Genomic DNA, 9,266 nt, shown 5'->3' on the forward strand with positions numbered 1-9,266 from the left:
CGTCTCCCTCGTGACCGCCGTTTGGCGTGGAATCCGTCCGGTGATACCGACACGACTTGCCTCCTGGCATGCCGAAGCAGACCTTCCGTCGGAAGGCCTGCTGAACAGGGATTTTCGCGCGGAGCCTAACGTCCGTTCGCGAACCTGGTCCATCGGTGTCCGGAGCCCCGGCCGGGATACAACGAACGGGGGGGAATCGATGATCACTCCCGACCTCACGCAGCGTGCGAAGAGAGGGGGTGTTTTGCCCTTCTTTACCGTACAAATCTCCTGATGCACCCTCACCGATCGTGGGCGTCCTGCCGCTCCGACCAGCGCTTTGACTACGGAGAGCTCGCAGTTGTGAGGTGTCTCACAACGCGGAAGACCATCCGTCAGAAAAGACGTCGTGCGCGGATGTTAGGTTCCCGTTCGCCGATATCCGCACGGCAATCCACCAGCTGACGAGAGGTTTCCTCTTATGGGGTCGATATCCCCCCATCGCAGTCGTCGACGCAGATCCATGCTGGCCGCATCGGTCGGCATCGTACTGACTGTTGGCATGCTCAGTTCTACCGCCCCCGCCCTTGCCGCCGAGGGGAATTCCCCGATTTCCCCGATTTCCCCGGTTTCTCCGGTCGTCGAGGCGCAGGCCCCGGCGGTGCCGGGTACGGCCGCCGAGGCCGCGCAGCGGGCCGCCGAGTCCGCCGCGCTGGCCGAGGCCCGGCGCAGCGGCAAGCCGGTCGAGATCGCGGCGCTGACCACCGAGACCGACACGGTGGTCGCGAACCCGAACGGCACGCTGGGTCTGCGGCGTACCGTGGCCCCGGCGCGGGCCAAGCGGGACGGGGTCTGGAAGGACCTCGACGCGACGCTCGTCCGGGCGTCCGACGGCACCCTGCGACCGAGGGTGACGAGCAATCAGCTGAGTTTCTCGGGTGGTGGGTCCGGACCTCTCGCCACTCTCGACCAGGACGGCCGCAAGCTCGCCCTGAGCTGGCCGGGTGCGCTGCCGGCGCCCACCCTGGACGGCGACAGCGCCACCTATGCCGAGGTCGCGCCCGGCGTCGACCTGAAGCTCACGGCGAACCAGGCCGGCGGGTTCGCGCAGGTCCTGGTGGTCAAGACCCCGGCCGCCGCGCAGGATCCGAAGGTGAAGGCCCTCGCCCTCGGTCTGAGGACCGAGGGCGTCTCGGTGAGCGCCGACGCGGGCGGCAACCTCAACGCCACCGACGCCGACGGCCGCGTCGTCTTCCGCGCCCCCGCTCCCACCATGTGGGACTCCAGCACGGCCGCCGCCCCGGCCGCGCCTGCGAGCGCGAAGTCCGCTGCCCGCGCGGCCCGTTCCGCCGCGGACGCCCCGGCAGCCGTCCCCGCCGCCGCCCCCGTCGCCGACTCCGAGGGCCTGAAGGTCCACTCGGACGCGGACGGCCCCAGCCTCGGCGCCAACGTCTCGCAGCTGTCGGCCACGCCCGCCGGCAGCTCGCTGACGGTCACGCCCGACAGCGCCTTCCTGGACGCCCCGACGACGACCTACCCGGTCTACATCGACCCCACGTGGACGCCCACCAACCGGGGCACGCAGAACTGGACCTGGGTCCAGGAGGCGTACCCGACGGTCACGCACTACAACGACTACGGCAACGCCTACGACCCGGGGGTCGGCTACCAGCAGTGGCAGACCAAGAAGGGGCTGGAGCGCTACTACATCCAGCTCGACGCCGGTGACCTCGGTGACAAGGTCATCCGGAAGGCCGCCCTGGTCGCCACGCAGTCGTACGCCGCGGCGAACAACTGCGCGTCCACCTACGGCGTCACGCTGCACCCCACGCACCCCATCGACGGCACCACCTCCTGGAACAACCAGCCCTGGGACTGGGGTTCGCTCGGCACGGCCACGCTGAACAGCGCGGGCGGCGACGGCTGCCCGGGCGCCACCACGACCGGCGAGTGGGACGTCCGCCAGCACCTGAGCGACAACAACTGGCGCGGTCTGCTGTCCTTCGGCCTGTTCGCGGCCGACGAGTCCAAGCGGGACGGCAACAACGGCAACATCAGCTTCAAGCGCTTCACCCGCACGCCGGCCAAGCTGCCGTACCTGTACGTCGAGTACAACCGCGCCCCGTACGCGCCGTGGAGCCTGGGAATGACCCCGGCCCCGCAGAACCCGAACGGCAACGGCTGCGGCTGGATCGGCGCGACCAACGCCGCCACCGGCATCCGCCTGTCCGCCTGGGTCGGCGACCCGGACAGCAACCAGATCGACGCCCGCTTCGAGGTCCGCGACCTCGGCACCGCCGACGAGCCGGTGGCCTGGGACAGCGGCTGGGGCAACCTCGGCAACAGCAACCACGAGGCCGCCGTCACGCCCGGCAACCTCCAGGACGGCCACACCTACTACTGGCGCGTGCAGACCGGTGACGGCGAGCTCCCCTCCGGCTGGTCGGCCGGCTGCCAGTTCAGCCTGGACCTCACCCCGCCCGCCGTGCCGACCGTCACGTCCGCGGACTACCCGGCGTCCGGCACCCTGCCCGGCTCGACCAAGCACATCGGCGAGGCCGGCGCGTTCACCCTCGACGCGACGGACAACGCCAGCGGGGTGCTCTCCTACGAGTACGCCTTCAACTCGGCCATCCCCGTGGGCGGCGCCAACCGGGTCGACGCCTCCGGCAACGGCTCCGCGGTCATCAACCTCACTCCCACCATGTGGGGCACCAACCTGCTCCGGGTGCAGGCCGTGGACCGCGCGGGCAACCGCTCGCAGGAGAACACCTACAGCTTCTTCGCCCCGTCCGACCCGAACGCCAAGACCGTCCTCGGTGACATCACCAACGACGCGCAGGTGGACCTCGTCCTCCCGGACAACAACGGCAACCTGATGCTGTACCCGGCCGGTGTCGAGCCGAGCTTCGGCGGGCCGATGGCCTCCGACAAGGCCAACAGCCCGGGCGGCAAGGGCTGGGACAAGGCGCTGGTCACCCACCGCGGCGGAAACGGCATCCGGATCGACGACCTGATCGTCTACGCCGACTCCACCCTGTACTCCTACCGCAACTCGCTCTGGGCGAGCAGCCTGCAGTCCGAGGGCAACCTCTACTTCAGCAGCAGGAACGCCGTCCTCTCGCGGCGTCCGATGCTCTGCAGCACGATCGGCGTCCCCGGCGCCAGCTGCGTCGGCTACCACAAGACCGACTGGAGCCGGGTCAAGGGACTCCTGGCGATCGGTGACATCGACACCGTCGGCATCCCCGACCCGACCGCGGACAAGCGCCGCTACGACCTCCTCACCCAGGAGGACGACGGCGCCGGCCACGTCGGGCTCTGGCTCTTCCGCAGCTCCTCCGCGACCGGCGTCTACGCCTCGGGGACGCCGCTGAGCACCGCCGACTGGTCGAACCGCACGCTGATCGCCCCCGGTGACGCCACCGGCGACGGTCTGATCGACCTCTGGGTGCGGGAGAACGGCACCGGCAACATCTACCAGTACCCGAGCCGCAAGCTCCCCGACGGCAAGCCCGACATCACCGCGCTCGTCGACGACAGCACGCGGACGCTGATCGGTCACGCCTCGGCGGCGGACTTCCCCAAGCTGACCTCCTCCGGTGACGTCAGCGGCGACGGCGTCCCCGACCTGTGGACGCGCGACACCAGCGGGGTCCTCAACGTCTGGAGCGGCATCACCTCCACCGGCAAGGCCGACGCCCCGGTGACCGGCTTCCTCTCCGCGGCGGCGCTCGGCTACCCCGGCGGCACCATCAGCTTCCACGCCGGTGCCAACACCAACAAGTGCATGGACGCCAACGGCAGCGCGGACGGCAGCCGGCTCCAGCTGTACAACTGCTGGAACGGTGACAACCAGCACTTCACCTTCCGCACGGACGGCACCCTGCGCACTCTCGACAAGTGCGTGACCGCCGACAACACCTACAACGGCGCCTCCGTAAACCTGCGCACCTGCGTGCCGGACGCGCCCGGACAGAAGTGGACGCTGCGTCAGGACAACACCCTGTACAACCCTGACTCCGGGCGCTGCATCGACGACATGACGGCCGGCGGCAGCGACGGCGTCCAGCTGTGGCTGTGGGACTGCCACTCCTACAGCAACCAGAAGTGGATCAGCACCGCCAACCGGCCGGTCAACCTCCACTCCGGTGCGAACAACAGCAAGTGCATGGATGCCAACGGCCCGGACGAGGGCTCGCAGATCCAGCTGTACGACTGCTGGAACGGCCTCAACCAGCGCTACGACCTGCGGACGGACAAGACCGTCCGGGTCTACGAGAAGTGCGTGACGGCCGACGGCGCCGCCAACGGGAGCCCGGTGACGGTGCGCAGCTGCACCGGCGCGGACAACCAGAAGTGGGAGCTCCGGGGCGACGGCACCCTGTACAACCCGGTCTCCAACCGCTGCGTCGACGACATGACCGCGGGCGGCCAGAACATGGTTCCGCTCTGGATGTGGAGCTGCCACTCCTTCGCGAACCAGCGCTGGACCACCGCCTGACCGATCACCCTCCGGCCCCGGTCCGAGTCCTCCCGCTTCGGCGGGAGGGTCTCGGGCCGGGGCCCTTCGCGTTCTGCGGCCGCCTCCCTCCGTCCCGGTCGAGCTTGCTCGATCGATCCTGTAACGTTCATTCTCAGGACGAGCGTTTTGAAAGCAATAGATCGGAGGGGGATCATGGGGCAACACGGAGGCGGCACCGGTGGCCACGCGGTGCGGTCGGAGGCGGGCGACCGCGAGAAGCGCGGGCGGAGGGGGAAGCCGGAGCAGGACGGTGCGGAGGGTGCGAAGGGTACGGAGGGTACGGAGGCCGGCCGGGCCGCACCGGCCCGGCTGGCCGACGTCGACGCACTGCGCGGTTTCGCGCTGTTCGGCATCCTGACCGTCAACATCACCTACCTGGCGTCCGCCTACCACGGCACCGGCGTGGAGGAGCCCGGGTTCGGCTCGCCGCTCGACACCGGTGTCCGGCTGCTGGTGGCGCTGCTGTTCGAGGCCAAGTTCTTCCTGCTGTTCTCGTTCCTCTTCGGCTACAGCTTCACCCTCCAGCTCGACTCCGCCGAACGGCGCGGCGCCCGCTTCACCCCGCGCTTCCTGCGGCGGCTGGCCGGGCTGTTCGTGCTCGGGGTGCTGCACGCGGTGGTGCTGTTCCCGGGCGACATCCTCACCACCTACGCCGTGCTCGGGCTGATCCTGCTCGCCCTGCGCCGGCTCCGGCCGAGGACCGCGGTGCGGACGGCGGTCGTCCTGTTCACCGTCACCTCGGCCGCGTACCTGCTGCTCGCGGTGGCCCTGCGGGGCGCCGACGGGGGTGACCGGGCGGTGCTGGCGGCCGACGCGCAGCAGGCCACCGAGGCGCTGCGCGGCGGGTTCGGCTCGGTGGTCGGGGCCCACCTCGACCAGCTGCCGGACGTCCTCTTCCTGCTGGCCTTCTTCCAGGCCCCGGCCGCGCTCGCGGCCTTCCTGCTCGGGCTCGCCGCCGGCCGGCAGCGGGCGCTGGCCGAACCCGGCCGGCACGACCGGACGCTCCGTCGGCTCCAGGTCTGGGGGTTCCCGCTCGGGTTGCTCGGCGCTGCGGTGTACACCTACTCGGCCCTCCGGAACCCCGGTGCCTCCTTCCAGGTGTTCGCGCTCGGGGTGGACGTGATCACCGCGCCGCTGCTGGCCGCCGCCTACGCGGCGACCGTGCTGCGGATCGCCCGGGGCCGCCACGGCCGGCGGATGGTGGCGGTGCTCGCGCCGCCCGGCCGGATGACGTTGACCAACTACCTGACGCAGTCGCTGGTCTGCGTCCTCCTCTTCACCGGTGTCGGTGTCGGACTGATCGGCCGGGTCCCGCCGCCGGGTGTCGCGCTGATCGGCGTCGCGCTGTTCGCGGCCCAGGCGGTGTTCTGCCGCTGGTGGCTGGCCCGCCACCCGTACGGGCCGGTGGAGTGGTTGCTGCGCGCGGTCACCACGCTCTCCCGGCCGCGCTGGCGCGGGTCGGCGGGCGCGGCGGGCGCGGCGGACACGGCCACAGCGGGCGCGGCGGGGGCCGTGACCGGGCCGACGGGGGGACCGGGCGCCGTCGGCTGAGGTCGAGCCCCCCCCGCGCGGAGGCGCTCCGGCGTCCGCGACCCGCCCGGGCATCGAGGGCGCCCGCCGGGCTGACCGGCCGTCACGTCCCCGCGCCCGGCAGCCCGGTTCCGCCCGGACGTTCCGGGGGCGGGGCGCCCGTGCCGCCCGCGACCGGGTGGTTCCGATCATGAACGACTAAGCTGCCGCCCCGTCAAGCCCTCGCGAAGCCCTCGCGACGGGCGGTTCGGAACGAGGGCGGGAGCCAGAAGATGATGGGACCGGCGCATTCGCTGTCGGGGGCGGCGGCGTGGTTGGGCGCGGGAGCGATCGCGACGGGGCTCGGTGAGCCGATGCCGTGGCCCGTGCTCCTCGCGGGCACGCTGATCTGTGCGGGCGCCGCGCTGGCGCCGGACCTCGACCACAAGGCGGCGACCATATCCCGGGCGTTCGGCCCGGTGTCGCGGGTCCTCTGCGAGGTGATCGACAAGCTCTCGTACGCGGTCTACAAGTCGACCCGCAGCCGGCACGACCCGCGCCGCACCGGTGGCCACCGGACGCTGACCCACACCTGGCTCTGGGCGGTGCTCTGCGGGGCGGGCGCGTCCGCCGCCGCCGTCTACGGCGGCCGGTGGGGAGTGCTGGCGGTGCTCTTCGTGCACATGGTGCTGGCGATCGAGGGCCTGCTGTGGCGGCACGCCCGGGTCTCCAGCGACGTCCTGGTCTGGCTGCTGGGCGCGACCAGCGCGTGGATGCTGACGTACGTGCTCGACAAGCCGGGCAACGGCTCGCTCTGGCTGTTCGACCAGCCGGGGCAGGAGTACCTGTGGATCGGCCTGCCGATCACCCTCGGCGCGCTCGTGCACTGCCTGGGTGACGCGCTGACCGTGTCGGGCTGCCCGGTGCTCTGGCCGATACCGATAGGGCGCAAGCGCTGGTACCCGCTCGGGCCGCCGAAGGGGATGCGGTTCCGGGCCGGCAGCTGGGTGGAGCTCAAGGTGCTGATGCCGGTCTTCATGGGCGCGGGCGGTCTCTGCGCGGTCGGGGCGCTGGGTTACTTCAGCTGATCCCGCACGACCTGTGAGCCCCGGGCCGGGGGTGTCTCCGGCCCGGGGCTCCGTCGTGTCCGGTTCCCGGCCCGCCCTGGGTACCCCCGTGGGGTAGTGCTCATCACGGGTCGAAAGCTTGCCCGAGATACCCCCTGGGGGTATAAAAGAACTACGGGCGACGTCGCCTCGGTGGATACCCCCCGGGTGTATCCACCGAGGCGGCGCCCCGCCGCCCGACCGCCGCCCGCCACCACGGCCGACGGTCGCCACCCCGCTCGACGACCACGAGGAGCCCAGATGACCACCCAGGCCCCCGCCTCCACCGAGGTGGAACTCCTGATCGGCGGCATGACCTGTGCCTCGTGCGCCGCCAGGATCGAGAAGAAGCTCAACCGGATGGACGGCGTCACCGCCACCGTCAACTACGCCACCGAGAAGGCCAGGATCACCGTGGCGGGCGAGGGCTCCGGCTCCGGTGCGGGTGCCGCGACCGGTGTCGCCGACCTGATCGCGACCGTCGAGGCCACCGGCTACACCGCCGCCCTGTCCCGGCCCGCCGCCGCGCCGCAGACCGCCGGGCCGATCACCGGACCCACCGCTTCGGTGGGGTCGGCCGACGACCTCGAACCGCTGCGGCAGCGCCTGATCACCGCGCTGGTGCTGGCCGTCCCGGTGATCGCGATGGCGATGGTCCCGGCCCTCCAGTTCGACAACTGGCAGTGGCTCTCGCTGACCCTCGCCGCCCCCGTCGTCACCTACGCCGCCTGGCCCTTCCACCGGGCCGCCTGGACGAACGCCCGCCACGGCGCCGCCACCATGGACACCCTGGTCTCGCTCGGCACCGGTGCCGCGTTCCTCTGGTCGCTCTGGGCCCTGTTCTTCGGGCACGCGGGGATGCCCGGGATGCGGCACGGCTTCGAGTTCACCGTCGCCCGCAGCGACGGCTCCTCGAACATCTACCTGGAGGCCGCCGCCGGGGTGACCGCGTTCATCCTGGCCGGCCGCTACTTCGAGGCGCGGTCCAAGCGCACCGCCGGAGCCGCGCTCAAGGCGCTGCTGGAGCTGGGGGCCAAGGACGTCACCGTGCTGCGCGACGGCGCCGAGGTCCGCGTCCCGACCGCCGAGCTGACGGCTGGCGAGCGCTTCGTGGTCCGCCCGGGCGAGAAGATCGCCACCGACGGGGTGGTGGTCGAGGGCGCCTCCGCCGTGGACGCCTCGATGCTGACCGGCGAGTCGGTTCCGGTCGAGGTCGCGGTCGGCGACGCCGTCACCGGCGCCACCGTCAACGCGGGCGGCCGGCTGGTGGTCGAGGCCACCCGGGTCGGCGCCGACACCCAGCTCTCCCGGATGGCCCGGCTGGTCGAGGACGCGCAGAACGGCAAGGCCGCCGCCCAGCGGCTCGCCGACCGGATCTCCGCCGTCTTCGTCCCGATCGTGATCGTCCTGGCCCTGGCCACCTTCGGCTACTGGCTCGGCACCGGCGAGGGCTGGACCGCGGCCTTCACCGCCGCGGTCGCCGTGCTGATCATCGCCTGCCCGTGCGCCCTCGGCCTGGCCACCCCGACCGCGCTGATGGTCGGCACCGGACGCGGCGCCCAGCTCGGCATCCTGATCAAGGGCCCGGAGGTGCTCGAATCCACCCGCAGGGTCGACACGATCGTGCTGGACAAGACCGGCACCGTCACCACCGGCCGGATGACCCTGCTCGCCGTCCGCACCGCGGAGGGCGTCACCGAGACCGAGGTCCTGCGGCTGGCCGGTGCGCTGGAGCACGCCTCCGAGCACCCGATCGCCGCCGCCGTCGCCGCGGCCGCCGCCGAGAAGGTGGGCCCGCTGCCCGCCGTCGAAGGGTTCGAGAACATCCCGGGGCTCGGGGTGCAGGGCGTCGTCGACGGCCACGCCGTGGTGGCCGGCCGGGAGGCCCTCCTGGCCGACTGGGCGCAGTACCTTCCGGCTCCGCTCGCCGAGGCCAAGCGCGCCGCCGAGGCGGCCGGCCGGACCGCCGTCGCGGTCGGCTGGGACGGCGCGGCCCGGGCCGTCCTGGAGGTCGCCGACGCGGTGCGGCCGACCAGCGCCGAGGCCGTCGCGCACCTGCGGGCGCTCGGTCTGCGGCCCGTCCTGCTCACCGGGGACAACCGGGCCGTCGCGGAGGCCGTCGCCGCCGAGGTCGGCATCGCCGCCGA

At 72.1% G+C, this 9,266-nt stretch carries 4 protein-coding genes; all 4 read left to right on the forward strand.

Annotation, left to right across the window (positions count from 1 at the left end):
* Positions 1–541: 541 nt before the first annotated feature.
* Entirely contained in the window at positions 542–4,483 is a 3,942-nt protein-coding gene (locus ACFWOG_RS20780; protein WP_380360142.1) for a ricin-type beta-trefoil lectin domain protein, read from the forward strand.
* 174 nt (positions 4,484–4,657) lie between these two features.
* The gene (locus ACFWOG_RS20785; RefSeq protein ID WP_380360144.1) at positions 4,658–6,055 is read left to right on the forward strand and encodes a DUF418 domain-containing protein; all 1,398 of its coding nucleotides are present in this window, start codon (positions 4,658–4,660) and stop codon (positions 6,053–6,055) included.
* A gap of 251 nt (positions 6,056–6,306) precedes the next feature.
* Complete coding sequence (locus tag ACFWOG_RS20790; RefSeq protein ID WP_329874856.1) at positions 6,307–7,101, forward strand: metal-dependent hydrolase; 795 nt, start codon at positions 6,307–6,309, stop codon at positions 7,099–7,101.
* 279 nt (positions 7,102–7,380) lie between these two features.
* A partial coding sequence (locus ACFWOG_RS20795; RefSeq protein ID WP_380360146.1) for a heavy metal translocating P-type ATPase occupies positions 7,381–9,266 on the forward strand: 1,886 nt, incomplete at its 3' end.

This window comes from Kitasatospora sp. NPDC058406, assembly GCF_042722765.1.
Classification (GTDB): domain Bacteria; phylum Actinomycetota; class Actinomycetes; order Streptomycetales; family Streptomycetaceae; genus Kitasatospora.